The sequence below is a fragment of the Methylobacterium carpenticola genome (assembly GCF_042748905.1).
Lineage (GTDB): Bacteria > Pseudomonadota > Alphaproteobacteria > Rhizobiales > Beijerinckiaceae > Methylobacterium > Methylobacterium carpenticola.
In genome coordinates this window covers 3250859-3265066 of record NZ_JBHZEO010000001.1, presented here as the reverse complement: position 1 = coordinate 3265066, position 14208 = coordinate 3250859, and the positions used below count along the sequence as shown (strand labels likewise).

Annotated in this window: 17 protein-coding genes; 2 read left to right on the top strand and 15 right to left on the bottom strand. The window is 70.6% G+C overall.

Annotated features, from left to right (window positions below; all coding sequences use genetic code 11):
- Positions 1-10: 10 nt before the first annotated feature.
- A complete protein-coding gene (locus tag ACE101_RS15370) occupies positions 11-643 on the top strand; it encodes a transglycosylase SLT domain-containing protein (protein ID WP_379130960.1) in 633 nt (210 codons plus the stop codon).
- A 58-nt stretch (positions 644-701) separates the two neighbouring features.
- Here ACE101_RS15370 and ACE101_RS15365 read toward each other — a convergent pair whose 3' ends face one another.
- The 8 genes from ACE101_RS15365 to motA all read right to left on the bottom strand — a co-directional run bounded on the left by ACE101_RS15365 (position 702) and on the right by motA (position 6752).
- Positions 702-1376 carry a response regulator transcription factor gene (locus ACE101_RS15365; RefSeq protein WP_379130957.1) on the bottom strand — a complete coding sequence of 225 codons (675 nt, stop codon included), beginning with the start codon at positions 1374-1376 and terminating at the stop codon, positions 702-704.
- Positions 1377-1633: 257 nt separating this feature from the next.
- Positions 1634-2077, bottom strand: a complete 444-nt coding sequence (locus ACE101_RS15360; protein WP_379130955.1) for a BspJ family T4SS effector nucleomodulin — start codon at positions 2075-2077, stop codon at positions 1634-1636.
- Entirely contained in the window at positions 2077-3141 is a 1065-nt protein-coding gene (flhB, locus tag ACE101_RS15355) for a flagellar biosynthesis protein FlhB (RefSeq protein ID WP_379130953.1), read from the bottom strand. The genes ACE101_RS15360 and flhB overlap by 1 nt, the downstream gene beginning before the upstream one ends.
- Positions 3142-3220: 79 nt before the next feature.
- Complete coding sequence (locus tag ACE101_RS15350) at positions 3221-4258, bottom strand: flagellar motor switch protein FliG (RefSeq protein ID WP_379130951.1); 1038 nt, start codon at positions 4256-4258, stop codon at positions 3221-3223.
- 14 nt (positions 4259-4272) lie between these two features.
- Positions 4273-4617 (bottom strand): flagellar motor switch protein FliN, encoded by a 345-nt coding sequence (fliN, locus tag ACE101_RS15345; RefSeq protein WP_379138706.1) that lies wholly within the window; start codon positions 4615-4617, stop codon positions 4273-4275.
- Between the two features lie 86 nt (positions 4618-4703).
- Positions 4704-4985 (bottom strand): hypothetical protein, encoded by a 282-nt coding sequence (locus ACE101_RS15340; RefSeq protein ID WP_379130948.1) that lies wholly within the window; start codon positions 4983-4985, stop codon positions 4704-4706.
- Positions 4966-5877 carry a flagellar motor switch protein FliM gene (locus ACE101_RS15335; protein WP_379130945.1) on the bottom strand — a complete coding sequence of 304 codons (912 nt, stop codon included), beginning with the start codon at positions 5875-5877 and terminating at the stop codon, positions 4966-4968. The genes ACE101_RS15340 and ACE101_RS15335 overlap by 20 nt, the downstream gene beginning before the upstream one ends.
- 2 nt (positions 5878-5879) lie before the next feature.
- Complete coding sequence (gene motA, locus ACE101_RS15330) at positions 5880-6752, bottom strand: flagellar motor stator protein MotA (protein WP_379130942.1); 873 nt, start codon at positions 6750-6752, stop codon at positions 5880-5882.
- A gap of 308 nt (positions 6753-7060) precedes the next feature.
- Here motA and ACE101_RS15325 point away from each other — a divergent pair, with 308 nt between their 5' ends.
- Positions 7061-8083, top strand: coding sequence for an NAD-dependent epimerase/dehydratase family protein (locus ACE101_RS15325; protein WP_379130940.1), 1023 nt, complete (start codon positions 7061-7063; stop codon positions 8081-8083).
- 12 nt (positions 8084-8095) lie between these two features.
- Here the strand turns inward: ACE101_RS15325 and ACE101_RS15320 are convergent, their stop codons facing one another.
- From ACE101_RS15320 to ACE101_RS15290, 7 genes are all read right to left on the bottom strand, one after another.
- Positions 8096-8647, bottom strand: coding sequence for a cytochrome b (locus ACE101_RS15320; protein WP_379130937.1), 552 nt, complete (start codon positions 8645-8647; stop codon positions 8096-8098).
- Between the two features lie 59 nt (positions 8648-8706).
- On the bottom strand, positions 8707-9420 hold the full coding sequence (locus ACE101_RS15315; RefSeq protein ID WP_379130934.1) for an aspartate racemase/maleate isomerase family protein: 714 nt from the start codon (positions 9418-9420) through the stop codon (positions 8707-8709).
- Positions 9417-10100: a GntR family transcriptional regulator gene (locus tag ACE101_RS15310; RefSeq protein WP_379130931.1), complete on the bottom strand. Its 684-nt coding sequence runs from the start codon at positions 10098-10100 to the stop codon at positions 9417-9419. Before ACE101_RS15310 ends, ACE101_RS15315 begins: the two co-directional genes overlap by 4 nt.
- Complete coding sequence (locus tag ACE101_RS15305) at positions 10100-10924, bottom strand: ABC transporter permease (RefSeq protein WP_379130929.1); 825 nt, start codon at positions 10922-10924, stop codon at positions 10100-10102. Before ACE101_RS15305 ends, ACE101_RS15310 begins: the two co-directional genes overlap by 1 nt.
- A 14-nt stretch (positions 10925-10938) precedes the next feature.
- Positions 10939-11790 carry an ABC transporter permease gene (locus ACE101_RS15300; RefSeq protein WP_379130927.1) on the bottom strand — a complete coding sequence of 284 codons (852 nt, stop codon included), beginning with the start codon at positions 11788-11790 and terminating at the stop codon, positions 10939-10941.
- A 217-nt stretch (positions 11791-12007) separates the two neighbouring features.
- Positions 12008-13054 carry an ABC transporter substrate-binding protein gene (locus ACE101_RS15295; RefSeq protein ID WP_379130924.1) on the bottom strand — a complete coding sequence of 349 codons (1047 nt, stop codon included), beginning with the start codon at positions 13052-13054 and terminating at the stop codon, positions 12008-12010.
- Positions 13055-13076: 22 nt separating this feature from the next.
- The gene (locus ACE101_RS15290; protein ID WP_379130922.1) at positions 13077-14153 is read right to left on the bottom strand and encodes an ABC transporter ATP-binding protein; all 1077 of its coding nucleotides are present in this window, start codon (positions 14151-14153) and stop codon (positions 13077-13079) included.
- Between the last annotated feature and the right edge of the window lie 55 nt (positions 14154-14208).

Genomic DNA, 14208 nt, shown 5'->3' with positions numbered 1-14208 from the left:
GGTGTCGGACATGGGTCGTGCGGTATTCTCCGAGAAGCCCGCGCCGTACCGCCGGCTGAGGCGCCGGCTGATCCCGGCCGGCCTGCTGCTGGTCGCCGGCCCGGCGGCGGCCCTGGCGAATGCCGGCCCGCCGGCCACGCGGCCGCCGGTCGCCTCGAACATCTGCGAGCGGGAGATGGCGCAGGCCGCCGCGCGGCACGGCGTGCCGCTCGGCATGCTCTACGCGGTCGGGCTCACGGAGAGCGGCAAGCGCGGCTCGCTGCAACCCTACGCCATGAACATCCAGGGCAAGGCCTATTTCGGCACCAGCGCCGCGGATGTGCGCGCCAAGTTCGAGGAGGCCAAGCGCTCGGGCGTGCGGCTGATCGATCTCGGCTGCATGCAGATCAACCACCACTTCCACGGCGCCAAGTTCGGCTCCGTGGAGGCGATGCTCGATCCGAAGGCGAATGTCGAATACGCGACGCAGTTCCTCAAGGAGCTGAAGGCGCGCGAGGGCACCTGGACGCTGGCGGTGGCGCGCTATCACGCGGGGCCGAACAACAACCCGGCCCAGAAGCAGTATGTCTGCCGGGTGATCACCAACATGGTGGCGACCGGGTTCGGGACGTGGACGCCCGGAGCCAAGGCCTTCTGCCAGTGAGGGCGATCCGTCGGCGGGCCGACGGATCCCGCCGGCCTCGAGTCGCTTCGGGCGGCGATCAGCCCACGAAGGTGTAGCCGATGTAGCGCTTGGCCTCGATCGGATCGTAGCCGAGCCGCTCGCGCAGCTTCTTGCGCAGCTTGCTCACGTGGCCTTCGACCACGCTCTCCTCGACCTCGTTGCTGTAGACGCCGTAGATGGCGTTGAAGATCTGCGCCTTGGTCAGGCGCCGGCCGCGGTTGCGCACCAGATATTCGAGGATGTGCCGCTCGCGCCGGGGGAGGGACATGACCTCGCCGTCGATCTCGGGGTCGCGCCCGTCGAAATGGACCTTCAGACGCTCAGCCTGACCCTCCGGCGGGGCGACCTCGCCGTTCACCCGGCGCCAGATCGCCTCCGACCGGGCCAGGATCTCGCGGACGTGGACGGGCTTGCCCAGCACGTCGTCGATCCCGGCGGTGAAGAGCTGGAGCGTCGTCTCCAGGGAGCGGACATCGCTGAGCGCGATGATCGGCGCCCGCGATTGCCGCCGGATCAGGCCCGCGCAGGCGAGCCGGTCCTCGAAATCCCCGAGCAGGAAGCCCTGGACGGCGTCGATGTCGCCCGCCGAGGCGGCGCTGAACCAGCTCCGGAACTCGTCTCCCACCAGACCGAGGGAGGAGACGCCCTCGCGCTCGAAGCCAGCCGCGTAACCGCTGGTCACCGTCGGCCGGTCATCGACGAAGATGTACATGGATCGTGGACCCCGAACTGTCGTCTTCGCGGTCGCTCACCTTGTCCGATCCGCCTCGGTCATGCCGCACCGAAGGCCGCCCGAGGGGTCGCGGGCAGTGGTGAAGACGGCGCTGGCGGGGGATCGTGTTGCTCGTTGGAGACCGCAACCTCTTGGTAAGGATGATGTCGCCGGGCGTCGATTCGGTCAATGGCATCGGTGCAACACCCGGGGCAGCGCTGCCACAGGGGGCGCTCCGGCGGTCCCGCGCCGGGCCGTCAGGCCCGGCCGACCCGGGCGCGCGACAGGGTATGCGCGAAGCGGTCGAGGTCGAGGTCGGGATCGGATCCGGGGAGGATGCGGTCGATGGCGACACCCACGTAGGTTCCGTCGAGGACGAGCTTGAAGAAGACCGTGAGGGCCTCCGCGCCGAACTCCATGTCGAGCACCACGGTGGGCGAGCGCCCCCAGGAGAAGCTGACATCGGCCGCGTCCCCGTAGATCAGGGTCGCTTCCTTGTAGAAGGGCTCGGCCGAGGAGGCGACGAGGTCGGCGATGTTGCCGTGGCGATCGTCGCGCACCCAGCCGATCAGCACGCTGCCGTCGAGCAGGCAGAATTCGGCGATGAAGTCGCGGATCTCGCGGGCGAAGATGCACTCGGCCGCTTCGAGATGCTCGATCGCGGCCCGCATGCCGGGCGGCGTCTCTGGGGCGTGGGTCATCATCGCGACCTCGCGAACAAATAGAACAGGATCTGAGCCACAGCGCGATAGAATTCCGCAGGGATCATCTGATCGACTTCGACACTGTCATACAGCGATCTTGCGAGAGGCTTGTCTTCGATGACGGGGATCCCGTTGCTCTCGGCGATCTCGCGGATCTTGAGGGCGATGAGGTCCTGGCCCTTGGCGACCACCAGCGGGGCGGGACTCTCGTCGCGCTCGTAGCGCAGGGCCACGGCGAAGTGGGTCGGGTTGGCGATCACCACGGTGGCGCGCGGCACCGCGGCGAGCATGCGCTTGCGGGTGCGGTCCTGCGCCATCGAGCGCATGCGGGCCTTGACCAGGGGATCGCCCTCGATCTGCTTGTGCTCGTCCTTGATCTCCTGCTTGGACATCCGCAGCGAGCGCTGCCAGCGCAGCCGCGCCCAGATCAGATCGGCGGCGACCAGAACGATCGTGGCGATGCTGACCGCCGAGACCAGGCGGATCGCCATGGTCAGGATCAGTTCCGGAACCTGGCTTGGATCGACGGACATGGCGTTCACGACTTTGTGCCGCTCGGAGCGCAGCAGCAGCAGGGAGACCACACTGATCGTGAGGAACTTAAAGAGCGATTTCAGGAACTCGACCTGACCGGTCCGGCCGAAGATCCGGCTCCAGCCCGCGGCCGGCGAGACCCGCGACCATTTCGGCTGGATGCGATCGCCGACGAAGCGGGGCAGGTTCTGGAACACCGAGGCGGCGAGCCCGCAGACCGCCAGCACCGCCACGATCGGCAGCAGGAAGCGCCCCATGATCATCGCCACCCCCTCCAGCAGCATGGTCGCGTCGCGACCGGTCTGGAGGGTGAAGCCGCGCGGCTGATCGAAGAGCGGGACGAGATCCCGGGCGAGCGTTGCCGCCTGCCCGCGCACGATCAGGGTCAGGACGATGAGGAGCCCGATCACCGCGGCGAGGACCGAGGCCTCGCGCGCGACCGGGACGTCGCCCTTCTCGATCGCCTCCCGAACGCGCCGCTCGGTCGGGCTCTCGGTTTTGCTGTCCTGGTCGACGTCCTCGGCCATGCGGCGTCACGATCCGGCAGGGCGGGTGGGGGTGGGGGCGCGCGGGACGGCCGCGCCCGGCGGGGGACGGCGGGCGCCGTCAGCGGATGAGCGCGTCATCCTCGCTCTCCGGGTTGATCTCGATCTCGCCGCGACCGGCCATGTCGAGGGCGAGGTCGGTGATGGTGCGGCGGGCCTCCAGCACGTCGCGCGCCTGGGCGGGATCGCCGCTGTTGAGCTCGTTCTCGATCATGCGGCGCACGCGGGCCGAGAGCGCACCGAGCACCGTGTCGCGGAACTCCGTCGGCGTGCCCTTGAGGGCGAGCACCAGCCTGTCGTTCGGCACCGCGTCGAACAGGGCCGTGCGCGCGCGCGGCGACAGCTTGACGATGTCCTCGAAGGTGAACAGCAGGCCCTTGAGGATCTCGGCGGATTTTGGCCGCGATTCCGACAGGTTCGTCAGCACGTCGTCCATGTGCTCGCGCTCCATCTTGTTGATGATGTCCGCGATCTTGGCGTGCGTGTCGGCCCCGGCGTTGCGGGTGAAGTTCACCATCAGGTCGTCGTTGATGATCTTCTCGATGGTGCGCAGGGTGTCGGCGACGATCGGCTTGAAGGCCAGCATGCGCCGCATCAGGCTGTTGCGCAGCGGCTGCGGCAGGTGGCTCATCACCTTGGCGGCGGCGGCGGGCTTGATCTTCGACAGGATCAGCGCCGCGGTCTGCGGGTGTTCCTTGACGAGGTAGCTCGCCAGCACGGTCTCGGACACGCCCGAGGCCCGCTCCCAGACCGACATCTTGGTGCTGGTGCCGCGCACCTCCGCGAGGATGTCGGCGATCTGATCGGGCGGGAGCAGGCCGGTGAGGAGCTTCTCGACCTCGGTCACGGTGCCGAGCAGGTTCGCGCCCTGCGAGAACTCCGCCACGAAGGCGTCCACGAGGCCGTCGATCGTCTCGGGGCTCACCGGGCCGAGCTTCACCGCGGCCCGGGTGATGAGCTTGATCTCGTCCTCGTCGAAGTACTTGAGCAGGCGGCCCGCTGCCGGCTTGCCCATGGCAAGCAGCAGCGTCGCGACCTCGTCGACCGGCTTCAGAGGCCGTTGTTGTACGCCGCGAACCGCCAGGGGTGCCGCCGTCATCCCGCCCTCTCAGGTCACGCCGCGTGGTCGGAGGTCGAGGGCCCGACGATCTCGGTGAGCGAGACGCCGAACCGGGAATTGTCCTCCTCCACCACCACGACCTCGCCCCGCGCGATCACGCGGCCGTTGACCATCACGTCGACGGGCTCGCCGACCCGGTGGTCGAGCGGGACGATGGCGCCGCGGCCGAGCTTCATCAGGTTGGCGACCGGCATCGTGGCCGAGCCCAGCACCACCTGGATCAGCACCGGGATGCGCAGCACCGCGTCGAGGTTGCGGCCCGTGCCGATCGTCTGCTCGGCCTGCGTCGGGGCCGGGTTCACCGCGGCGAACAGGGCGTCGGCGTGGCTCGCCGACATGTCCGGCGCGTCGTCGAAGGGGTTTCTGCTCATCGGCACGTCTCGTCGGGCAAAGGCGGAGTGTCAGGGCGGAGTGTCGGGGAAGCTCAGGCACCGGGCCGGCGGCCGGCGGCTTCGAGTTCGGCCAGCGTGGCGCGGGCCTCCTCGATCTTGGCCGAGAGGGCTTCGAGGATCTCGCGGCCCTCGTGGCTGAAGCCGCGCACCGCCTCGCCGGCCGTTGTCAGGGCCTGGCTCGTCTGGGCGAAGGCGCGGCCGTATTCGGCCTGCACGCGGTCGAGGCGCTTGAGCTTGAGATACATCGGCAGGACGCAGGCGCAGGTGAGCACCAGGGCGGCGAGCAGGACGCCGTCAACGAGCGAGGACGCCATCCATGAATTCCTTTTCCTGGTCGATCTCTTCGTCGATCCGCAGCACGTAGGAGCCGTTGGCCTGTCCCACCTGGCACCAGAACAGCGCCTCGTCCTTGCCCTCGAGCTTCACGCGCGTCTTCGGCGTGGCGTCGAGGGCGAGCACCTGTCCGACCTTGAGGTCGGCGATCTCGCCGAGCGTCAGGGTGCGCTCCTCCAGCACGGCGCGCAGCGTGACCTCGGTCTTCTTGAGCTCGGTCGAGATCTGCTTCTCCCAGCGCGGGTCGCGGCTGGTGGATTCGCCCGTGAGCACCTTGGAGAGGCTCTGGCGCATCGGGTTGAGCACCGCCTGCGGCAGGATCAGGAACATCTCGCCGCCGCGGTTGATGGCCTGGAGCAGGAACTTCGCCGCCACCGCCTTGTTCGAGCGGCGGCCGATGATCGCGAAATCCATGCGGGTCTCGGTCCGCTCCAGCTTCAGCGTGGTCACCGAGACCAGCGAGAAGGCGGATTCGATCGCCTTGCCGATCTGCTCCAGGGTGATCTGGGCGATGCGCAGCTCGATGCTGGAGAAGTTGCGCGCATCCTCCACCGGCGGCTCCGAGCCGTCCGCCCCGAGCAGCACCTCGACCATCGTGAACACGAAGTCGCGGTCGAGGCCGACCAGGATGTGGCTGTCCCATTGCGGCGAGTAGAAGATGCCCGCGACGGCGTTCGCCTCGTAGGGTTCGAGCATCTCGCCGAACATGCCGCTCTCGACGCTCATCATCGAGTAGAAGATCGGCGAGACGGCGAGGTGCTTGAGGTTGTCGGCGCAGGCCGTGGCCAGGCGGTCGAAGATGACGTTGAGCATCGGGAGCCTGTCGAGGGACAGGCCCGAAGCGTCGAGGAGGCGGTCGCGGACGTCGGTCATGGTCAGGCCGCCTCGCGCTGCTGGCCGCCGCCCACGGTGGCGGTCTCGACCTCGTCGATGGTCGGGCGGTCGGCGAGCGAGATGCCCTTGCGGCCGTGCTCGACGGCGATCTGGGGCAGGGCGCCGTTCATGTAGGCGATCAGGCTCTGCTTCACGATGACGTAGACCCTCGTCTGCTTGTCGCGGGTGGTCTTCACCTTGTTGGCGAGCGGCGCGAGGACGCCGTAGGAGAGGAACACGCCGCCGAGCGTGCCGACCAGCGCCGCGCCGATGAGGTGGCCGAGCACCTGCGGCGGCTGGTCGAGGGCGCCCATGGCGTGCACGATGCCGAGCACCGCCGCGACGATGCCGAGCGCCGGCAGCGCCTCGGCGACGGTGGTGACCGCCTGGTAGGGCTTCAGCGCGTCGCGCTTGTGGGTGCCGATCTCCTCGTCCATCAGCGCCTCGATCTCGTGCGAGCGGGCGTTGCCGATCAGGATCAGGCGGACGTAGTCGCAGATGAACATCACGAGTTCGAGGTTCTTCTGGATGTCCGGATAGGCCTTGAAGATCTCGGAATTGGCCGGGTCGTCGAGATGCGGCTCGACCTCGTTGCGGGGCTTGGTCTTGAGCTCGCGCATCAGGGCGTGGAGGAGGCCGAGCAGCGAGAGGTAGTCCTTGCGCTTGGGCACCTTGTCGGTGATGGCCTCGAGCATGCCCTTGCCGGAATCGACCACCGTCTTCATCGGGTTGGCGACCACGAAGGTGCCGATCGCCATGCCGCCGATGATCAGGAATTCCCACGGCTGCCAGATCACCGCGAGGTGCCCGCCCTGGGCCATGTAGCCGCCGATCATCGAGCCGAGCACGATGATCAAGCCGATAGCAACACCCACGATCCCCGCTCCCGTACCGGCCTCGACGCCGCCGGGATACGGCGGCAGGCTTGCGCGGGGCTGAAGGGCAGCCCCGGGGCCGGGGGCTCCGCGTCAAGGATCGGGTCACCGCGATCGCAAGCCCGTGACCGGATCGCGCGCCCGCGCGGTTTGCGCCGGGCCGCGGGCGCGCCTAGGGTTCATCGAGCGCCCCAGGGTTGCGCGAGAAGGAGTGTGTGCGTTGCCGCATCGCTGCGCGGGTGACATCCGGACGGAGAGCCGGCGGTGCGCCATCCGGTCGATCACGGTCCGCCGCGGGGAGGCGTGAGATGCGCTGCCTCGTGACCGGGACCGCCGGGTTCATCGGCTTCCATCTCGCCCGGCGCCTGCTCGCCGCGGGCCACAGCGTGGTCGGCGTCGACGGGATGACCGATTACTACGACGTGGCGTTGAAGCACGCGCGGCTGGCGGAACTCGCCGGGCCCGGCTTCGTCAACCACACCTTCATGCTGGAGGAGCCGGGGGCCTTCGCGTCCCTGATGGGCGAGGCGAAGCCCGACATCGTCCTCCACCTCGCGGCCCAGGCGGGCGTGCGCTACAGCCTGGAGCACCCCGAGAGCTACGTGGCCTCCAACATGGTCGGCACCTTCCAGGTGCTGGAGGGCCTGCGCCAGCACCCGGTGCGGCACGCCCTGCTCGCCTCGACCTCCTCGGTCTATGGCGGGAACCCGCGCACGCCCTTCCGCGAGACCGACACGGTGGCGACGCCGCTCACCATCTACGCCGCCTCGAAGATCGCCTGCGAGGCGATGGCGCATTCCTACGCCCATCTCTGGCGGATCCCGACCACGGCGTTCCGGTTCTTCACGGTCTACGGCCCCTGGGGCCGGCCGGACATGGCGCTGTTCCTGTTCACGAAGCGGATCCTGGCGGGCGAGCCGGTCGAGGTGTTCGACCACGGTCGCGCGGTCCGCGACTTCACCTACATCGACGACCTCGTCGAGAGCATCGTTCGGCTGATCGCGGCGCCGCCGGGAAGCAGCCCGGTCTCGGAGGCCGACACGCTGAGCCCGGTCGCGCCGTTCCGGGTCGTGAATATCGGCGGCGGCGCGCCGGTGACGGTCGGGGCCATGCTCGACGTGCTGGAGGATGCGCTCGGCACCCGGGCCACGCGCCTCCTGCGGGACCTGCCGCCGGGGGACGTGGCGCGCACGGAGGCCGAGACGCGGCTCCTCCGCGACCTCATCGGCTACGTGCCGGCCACGCCCGTCACGGCCGGCATCCCGGCTTTCGTGCGATGGTACCGGGAGCATTACGCCGCGACCGGGGCCGTCGCGCCGCCGCCGGGCTGAGCGGGTGCGGTCTCAGCGTCGCGGCCACATCCGGGCGAGCACCCGGTCCCGCCTGACGAACTGATGCCAGATCACCGCGAGCAGGTGCAGGCCGAGCACGGCGTAGAGGGCATCGGCGCCGAAGGCGTGCAGGGAGGCGCCGAGGGCGGAGAGCGCTTCGTCGAGCGGAACGAGGCGCGGCCACTGGAACAGCCCGAACCAGGGCAGGGAATAGCCGCCCGCGCCGGAATAGAGGTAGCCCGTCAGCGGCATTCCCAGCATCAGCCCGTAGAGGGCGAGGTGGGCCGCGTGGGCCGCCGCCCGGGCGGCCGGACCCGCCTCGTGCGCCGGGGCGTTGCGGGTGGCGAGCCGGTAGGCGATCCGCAGCACGACGAGGGCGAGGGCCGTGAGCCCGAGCGACTTGTGCCATTCGAGCAGCGCGCGGCGCAGCGGCGTGCCGGGCACGAGGAACGAGCCGGCGAGGCCGATCACCAGCGCCACGATGATGATGGCGGCCATGCCCCAGTGGAAGCTGCGCTGGACACGGTCGTAGGGCTGGGGATCGGGGAGGGCGATCTCGGTCATGGGGTATCCGGGCGCGCTGCGGCCAGGGGCACTGCCACGCCCGGTCCTTGCCCATCACATCATGGCGCGAGCGGGGCCGTTTCCGGCCCGGCGAGCCCCGCGGCGGCGAGGAGGGCCTGCGTGCCGATCACCGTCGCGTCGAGGAGCGGGCGGTCCCGGATCACGGATGGCAGGCGCCATCCCGCGAGGTTGGTGCTCCAGATCAGCACCGCGTCCGCGTCCTCCGCGGCGGCGAGAGCCGCCGCGGCGAGGCGGGCGGGGGGCACGAAGGCGGCGAGCCGGTTCTCGGTGATGCCGAGGGAGACCGCCGCCGCGACCGGGCAGCCGGCGGCGGTGAAGCGGCCGCGCACCAGCGCGGCCTCCTCCGGCCCGCCCTGCACCACGAGGCCGAGCCGGCGATGGCCCGCCGCGCGTAGGCGGTCGCGCGCGGCGAGCGCGGTGGTCACCACGGGCAGGCCGGTGCGGCGGGCGAGGCGCTCGCACAGCCGCTCGTCCGGCGCGAAGCCGAGCGCCGCCCCGCGGGTCGCGTTCCAGCCGATCGCCGCCACCCCCGCATCGGCGAGGAGGTGGGCGGCGTCGAGGAACACCGTTTCGTCGTAGGCCTCCCGGCCGGGGCGGGTCAGGGCGTCGTAGGGCACGCGGGCATAGGCCGCCGCCACGCCCGGGACCGCGGCCAGCGCCGCCTCGGTCGCGCGCTCCACCACCCGGTTCGAGGAGGGCAGGATCACGCCGAGGGCGAGCGGCGGCACGGCCGGCGCGGTGTCGTCCGTCATGGGTCGGATCCTTCTGCGGTGGCCTCGCCGAGGAGGCGGGCGACGAGGAGCGCCTGCGTGCGCGCCACGTGGCGGGCCATCAGCGTGCGGGCGCCCTCGGCGTCCCGCGCGCGCAGGGCCGCCAGGATGGCCCGGTGCTCGGCCAGCGATTCGTCGACCCGGCCGCCGGAGCCGAGGGCGAAGTTGCGCGCCCGCTCCAGGCGGACGAAGGCGCGCTCGTGCGCCTCCGCCACCGCCGGCGAGCGGGCCGCCGCCACGATCAGCCGGTGGGCTTGGCGGTTGAGGCGCGTATAGGCGTCGCGCGCGTCGCGCGCCGCCTCCATGGCCGCCTGAAGCCGGTCGAGGCGGGCGATCTCGGCGGGGGCCATGCGCTCGGCCGCAAGGCCGGCGCAGTAGCTCTCCAGGGCCGCCTCCAGCTCGAAGAGCGGGACGAGGCCGGCCGGATCGAGGCGGGTGACCAGGGCGGAGCGGTTGCGCCGCAGGGTCACCAGCCCCTCGCCCGCGAGCAGCTTGAGCGCCTCGCGCACCGGCGTGCGCGACACGCCGAGGCGCTGGACGAGGTCGGGCTCGTTCAGCGCCTCGCCGGGGGCGATCAGGTTCAGCAGGATCAGCCGCCGCAGGTCCGCCGCCGCCTTCTCGGCGAGGGAGGGCACCGTCCGGACGGCGAGGGTCTCGCCCATCACACCAGCCGCTTCGAGAGTCCGGTCAGCCGCTCCATCAGGGCGATGACCGCGATCGTCGCCACGATGAGGACGCCGGAGAGCGCCGCGATGGTGACGTCGAGCCGGCCCTCCAGATCCTGCCACATGCGGATCGGCAGCATGTCGGTGGCGGCGTCGCGTAGGAACAGCGAGACCGGGATGTTGTCGAACGAGGCCATGAAGGCGAGGAAGCCGCCCGAGAGGATGCCGGGCCGGATCAGCGGCAGGGTGATGCGGCGCAGGGTGTAGAGGCGCGAGGCGCCGAGGCTCGCCGAGCCTTCGAGCAGCGCCGGCTGGAGCTGCGTGAGGGCCGCCACGGTGTTGCGCATCACGTAGGGCACGCAGACGATGGTGTGGCCGATGACGAGGGTCGTCACCGAGACCGGCCAGCCCAGCGCCGAGAAGAACATCAGGCTGGAGAGGCCGAAGGCCAGGGCCGGCAGGATCAGCGGCGACAGGAACAGGCTGTCGAGGAGGCGCGCGGCGAGGCGCGGCGAGCGCGCGACGGCGAGCGCCGCGAGCACCCCCAGCACCACCGAGACGAGCGTCGCCAGAACCGCCACCGTCAGGCTGTTCTTCAGGGCGAAGTGGAGCTGCCACGCCTCGGCGAGTTCCCCGTACCAGCGCAGCGAGTAGCCGGGGGGCGGGAAGCGCAGGGACATCCCGTCCGTGAAGGAGACCACCAGCACGATCACGGTCGGGGCCAGCAGCAGCACCAGGGCCGCGACGGCGAGGAGGGCGAGCAGGATCTCGAAGCTCAGGCGGTCGAGGGCGCCGGGCGCGCGGGAGGTGGCTTTGGACATGGCGGCAGCGGCCTTCAGGTCTGGGCGTAGCCGCGGGCGAGGCGGCCCAGCGCGTTGAAGCTGAGGATCACGGCGAGCACCGCGACGAGGAAGATCACCGACATCGCTGCCGCGAAGGGCCAGTTCTGCAGGGCGATGGCCTGCTGGTAGATGTAGCCGGGCATGAACAGCATCTGCCCGCCGCCGATCAGCGACTGGGTGATGAAGCCCGAGATCGCCGCCGCGAAGGTGAGCACCGCCCCGGCGATCATGCCGGGCAGCGAGAGGGGCAGCGTCACCCGCCGGAAGGTGCGCCAGCGCCCGGCGCCAAGAGCCTCGGACGCGTCCCACAGGCTGGGATCGATGCGCGCCAGCGCCGTCATCAGGGGCAGCACCATCAGAGGCATCTGCACCTGCGCGAGGGCTGCCACCAGACCGCCCTCGGCATAGAGCATCCGCAGCGGCGAATCGACGAGCCCGAGCGACGCGAGGGTGCTGTTGATCACCCCCTGCCGGCCGAGGATCACGATCCAGGCGAAGGTGCGGATGACAACGCTGGTGAGGAGCGGGGTGAGCACCGCGAGGATGATGACGCCACGCACCCAGCCGCCGGCCCGGGTCGCCACCAGGGCGAGCGGGTAGCCGAGGAGGAGGCAGACGGCCGTGACCTTGAGCCCGAGCCAGAGCGTGCCGCCGAGCACGCCGAGGCTGAAGCGGTCGCCGAGGAAGGCGGCGTATTGCGCGATGCCGAACTGCCCGTCCGGCCCGCGCAGGGAGAGCACGAGGAGCGCCACCAGCGGCGCCGCGAAGAAGGCGGCGAAGAACAGGGCGAGCGGGGAGGCGAGCCGCAGATCGTAGCGGGTGACGTCGGGCAGGCGGGGCGTCATGGGCGGATCCGGGCGGGGGGGATGCATGTCACGGGCGGTTGGGCGGTCATCCGCGGGATCTCCCTCTCGCGGGTGGGCCGGCGGATCCGAAGAACGCTAAAATTGATGCCGAGGTACAGACTTATGCCGGGTCGTCACCGCGTGCGGGGACCCCCACTCCCGTGCGGGAGAGGGGGTGCGATGCGGTCCGCGCCCTGCGGCGCCGCCACGGCCATCCTCACAGCTTGATCTCGCGGTTGAACCGCTCGATCCAGGCCGGGCGGTGCGCGTTGATCGTCTTCCAGTCCTGGAACACGAACGTCTTGCGGATCGCGTCGGTGTCCTTCGCCAGCACCTTGGCGATCTCGCCGGTCATCGCCACCTTGGCGTTCGTCGGCACGATCAGGTAGGGCGACTGCATCAGCTTGGTCTGCACCGGCGCGGAGATCGCCGCCTCGATCAGCTTGAAGGCGAGTTCGCGGTTCGGCGAGTTCTTCACGATCTGGATCGCGGTCTTGAAGGCGATGGCGCCCTCCTTGGGGGCCACGAACTCCACCGGCACGCCCTTGGCCTTGAGGATCTGGATCGCGTTGAAGTTGCCGGGCGAGATGTCGACCTGGCCCTGCTGGAACAGGGTCGCGAGCGCGCCCGGATTGGCCGCCACCGCCGAGAGGTTGGGCTTGAGGGTCTCGATCGCCTTGAAGGCGGGGTCGATGTTGGCTTCCGAGCCGCCATGCATCTTGGCGATCTCGACCATGAATCCGGTGCCGAGCGTCGAGTTCAGGTTGGTGATGCCGACCCGGCCCTTGTATTCGGGCCGCCACAGATCGGCCCAGGAGGTGGGCGGCGTCTTCACCGTCTCGGGGTTGTAGGTCAGGCCGACGATCTGGAAGAAGGCCGCCGGGCCGGTGGCCTCCTGCGCGTCCGGGATCAGGTCCTTGAACGAGGCGCTGCGCTCGACCGGGTAGGGATCGACCAGATCCTGCGCGATGGCGGTGAGGGCCGGGCCGGGATCGTGCAGCATCACGTCGATCGGCGGATTGGCCTTGGCGGCCGAGATCTTGGCGATCTGGTCCACCGACAGCATCGGGTCGAGGACGATCGGCGCGTTGTTGGTCTCCTTGCGGTAGGCCGGCACCAGCACGGCCTTGTGCGCCTCCTCCCAGCTGCCCGTGAAGGTCGCGAAGACCAGGGGGCGGGCCTGCGCGAAGGACAGGCCGGGGAAGAGTTCCATCGCCCCGAGCGACAGCGCGGTGGTGAGGAGGCGGCGGCGGTCGAGCAGCATCGGAGGATCCTCTGTCGGTGAATCAGGCGGCCGGGAAGGCGGAGGCGAGACCAGGGGCGACGGCGACGCGCACCGCGGTGCCGGGCGGGCGCAGCGCCGCCCCGCCGAGGCGCGGCTCGGCGATCTTGAGCGGGCTGCCGGCGCCGACCCGAACCTCGTGCACCACGGTGGGGCCGAGCGGCAGCGCCATCTCGACCACGCCCGCGATGCCCTCCGGCTCCTCGGTGAGGCGCAGGTGCTCGGGGCGCAGGCAGGCCACCACCCGCGCGCCGCTGGCGATGCGCCGGCTCGGGGCGCGGGCGACGATCTCGCCGCCCGCGTCGAGGGCGATGCGGGCGGAGGCGCGGTCCTGGTCCAGGAGCACGCCCGGCATGGTGTTGGCCGAGCCCACGAAGGTGTTGACGAACAGCGTCTCGGGCGCGTCGTAGACCGTGGTCGGCGCCGCGAATTGCTCCAGCCGCCCCTGCGAGAGCACCGCCACCCGGTCGGAGAGCGAGAGCGCCTCCTCCTGGTCGTGGGTGACGAGGATGGTGGTGACGCCCGCCACCCGCTGCAGGCGCTTCACCTCGATCTGCATGTCGAGGCGCAGGTTCTTGTCGAGGGCCGCGAAGGGCTCGTCGAGGAGGAGCACCGCCGGGCGGATGGCGAGCGCCCGGGCGAGCGCCACGCGCTGCTGCTGGCCGCCCGAGAGCTGGCGCGGGTAGCGCTCCGCCATGGCGCCGAGCTGCACGAGGTCGAGCAGGCGCCGGGCCTCCGCCGCCTGCTCGACCTTCGGAGCGCCGCGGGCGGCGAGCCCGTAGGCCACGTTCTCGGCCACGCTGAGATGCGGGAACAGGGCGTAGTTCTGGAAGACGATGCCGACCGCCCGCCGGCTCGGCGGCAGGTCGTCCATCACCTGATCGCCGACGATCACCCGGCCCTCGGTCTGGCGCAGGAAGCCGGCGACGATCCGCAGGAGCGTCGTCTTCCCGCAGCCCGAGGGGCCGAGCAGCGAGACCAGCTCGCCGCCCCGGATGTCGAGGTTGATGCCCTCGACCGCGACCGACTCGCCGTAGCGGTGGGTCACCCCGTCGATCACGACGGACCGTCCTTCCGCCACCTGTCGTCCTGATCCCGTCACTGCGCGCGTCCCCGGCACCGTTCTTGCGCCACCG

Coding starts and splice junctions, on each gene's coding strand:
- ACE101_RS15370 (WP_379130960.1), top strand. CDS start 11: ATGGGTCGTGCGGTATTCTCCGAGAAGCCCGCGCCGTACCGCCGGCTG.
- ACE101_RS15365 (WP_379130957.1), bottom strand. CDS start 1,376: ATGTACATCTTCGTCGATGACCGGCCGACGGTGACCAGCGGTTACGCG.
- ACE101_RS15360 (WP_379130955.1), bottom strand. CDS start 2,077: ATGACCCACGCCCCAGAGACGCCGCCCGGCATGCGGGCCGCGATCGAG.
- flhB (WP_379130953.1), bottom strand. CDS start 3,141: ATGGCCGAGGACGTCGACCAGGACAGCAAAACCGAGAGCCCGACCGAG.
- ACE101_RS15350 (WP_379130951.1), bottom strand. CDS start 4,258: ATGACGGCGGCACCCCTGGCGGTTCGCGGCGTACAACAACGGCCTCTG.
- fliN (WP_379138706.1), bottom strand. CDS start 4,617: ATGTCGGCGAGCCACGCCGACGCCCTGTTCGCCGCGGTGAACCCGGCC.
- ACE101_RS15340 (WP_379130948.1), bottom strand. CDS start 4,985: ATGGCGTCCTCGCTCGTTGACGGCGTCCTGCTCGCCGCCCTGGTGCTC.
- ACE101_RS15335 (WP_379130945.1), bottom strand. CDS start 5,877: ATGACCGACGTCCGCGACCGCCTCCTCGACGCTTCGGGCCTGTCCCTC.
- ACE101_RS15325 (WP_379130940.1), top strand. CDS start 7,061: ATGCGCTGCCTCGTGACCGGGACCGCCGGGTTCATCGGCTTCCATCTC.
- ACE101_RS15320 (WP_379130937.1), bottom strand. CDS start 8,647: ATGACCGAGATCGCCCTCCCCGATCCCCAGCCCTACGACCGTGTCCAG.
- ACE101_RS15315 (WP_379130934.1), bottom strand. CDS start 9,420: ATGACGGACGACACCGCGCCGGCCGTGCCGCCGCTCGCCCTCGGCGTG.
- ACE101_RS15310 (WP_379130931.1), bottom strand. CDS start 10,100: ATGGGCGAGACCCTCGCCGTCCGGACGGTGCCCTCCCTCGCCGAGAAG.
- ACE101_RS15305 (WP_379130929.1), bottom strand. CDS start 10,924: ATGTCCAAAGCCACCTCCCGCGCGCCCGGCGCCCTCGACCGCCTGAGC.
- ACE101_RS15300 (WP_379130927.1), bottom strand. CDS start 11,790: ATGACGCCCCGCCTGCCCGACGTCACCCGCTACGATCTGCGGCTCGCC.
- ACE101_RS15295 (WP_379130924.1), bottom strand. CDS start 13,054: ATGCTGCTCGACCGCCGCCGCCTCCTCACCACCGCGCTGTCGCTCGGG.